This is a genomic window from Buttiauxella sp. S19-1, from assembly GCF_022134725.1.
Taxonomy (GTDB): domain Bacteria; phylum Pseudomonadota; class Gammaproteobacteria; order Enterobacterales; family Enterobacteriaceae; genus Buttiauxella; species Buttiauxella ferragutiae.
The window spans coordinates 1-1364 of the sequence record NZ_JAHWLU010000246.1 but is presented as its reverse complement, the minus strand read 5'-3'; the positions used below and the strand labels follow the sequence as shown (position 1 = coordinate 1364).

Genomic DNA, 1364 nt, shown 5'->3' with positions numbered 1-1364 from the left:
CAGAGGTGATGTGATGGACGCCCCTTCCCAGCCTAAGTTCTGCCACACTTATGCTGAATGTCTATTCGCAGAGGAACAACATCATGAACTCGATAAAAGTTGTCGGGATCGATTTAGCTAAGTCTGTTTTTCAGGTATGTGTCTGGATGAGTGATGGAACTGTTGCATCCAATCGAAAAATTCCCAGAAATAAACTTTTGGATACCCTTCGCCAGTTTCCAGCTAATACGTTGATTGCAATGGAAGCTTGCGCTACTTCGCATTACTGGGGACGAACCTTCAAGTCAATCGGGCTTCTCGTTCGCCTTATCCCAACCCAACATGTTAAGGCTTTTACCCGTCATCAGAAAAATGATGCTAATGACGCACTGGCGATCTGTGAGGCTGCGCTACGCCCTGGTATCCATTTTGTGACGATAAAAACCGTCGGGCAACAGGATATTAAAGCATTTCGCAGCGCCCGCCAGCTAATGGTCGAACAACGCACGGCGGTGGCAAATCAAGCCCGGGCACTGGCTGCTGAACAGGGGATTGAACTCCCTGTGGGCATTCATATCCTGTCACAACGATTGCCTGAACTTATTGAAGATCCGGCGCTGGATATTTCCCCGGTATTACGCGGTTTACTTTTTTCGTTACTGGAAAACCTTCATTTGCTTGATGAGCGCATCCGTTCGACGGAACACAACATTTTGGCTTTATGTCAACAGCTCCCAAAATACAAAGTACTGATGACGATACCGGGAGTAGGACCTCTCATTGCCGCTGCATTTCTAAGTGAGGTCAATGCAGAACAGTTTACGAATGGCAGGCAACTCTCTTCCTGGTGTGGTCTTGTACCCAAGCAGCGTAGTTCGGGAGGAAAAAATAACCTGTCCTCAATGACTAAAAATGGAAACCGTGATCTCCGAACGCTGATTATCCATGGAGCACGGTCAGTCATGTTCTGGTCACAGAAGCGCGATGATGCACTGGGAAGCTGGATGAAACATCTTATTGAGCGAAGAGGCAAAATGAAAGCGACGGTGGCATTGGCTAATAAGCTCACACGCATTATCTGGCGATTATTAACAGGGTCAGAAAATTTCAATATTAACAAAGCTTTTGCAACAAACTAATTGCCCGTTTTTCTGGAATCACCATAGTTTAACTGAGTTTGCAGACACTGATGAGAAAACGGCAGACCGACCCTGTAAAATCCTGGCGTGAGTTCTGGTAGCAACATACCGGTGAGGTGATAAGGAAACAGGGTGCGGATGACATCATGGCGCAGGAAACCTCTTTCCATAAATGACGCCGGATATATGACAGCGAACCGTATCAAATCAGTATTTGCATAACACTGGGCGTCCATATATGACTCA

The 1364-nt window shown here is 46.6% G+C and carries 2 protein-coding genes; one reads left to right on the top strand and one right to left on the bottom strand.

All coding sequences use genetic code 11. The features are described 5' to 3' along the window. The first annotated feature begins 83 nt into the window (after window positions 1-83). Window positions 84-1118 carry an IS110 family transposase gene (locus MES37_RS24365; RefSeq protein WP_237932822.1) on the top strand — a complete coding sequence of 345 codons (1035 nt, stop codon included), beginning with the start codon at window positions 84-86 and terminating at the stop codon, window positions 1116-1118. On the opposite strand, the gene MES37_RS24360 is transcribed toward MES37_RS24365, so the two are convergent. Beyond that, window positions 1115-1364 (bottom strand): hypothetical protein (locus MES37_RS24360; RefSeq protein WP_208856730.1); only part of this gene is annotated, 250 nt, incomplete at its 5' end. The two genes, MES37_RS24365 and MES37_RS24360, sit on opposite strands and share 4 nt — an antisense overlap.

Bases quoted from the DNA above. Each gene is read 5' to 3' on its own strand.
- MES37_RS24365 (WP_237932822.1), top strand. From the start codon at position 84: ATGAACTCGATAAAAGTTGTCGGGATCGATTTAGCTAAGTCTGTTTTT.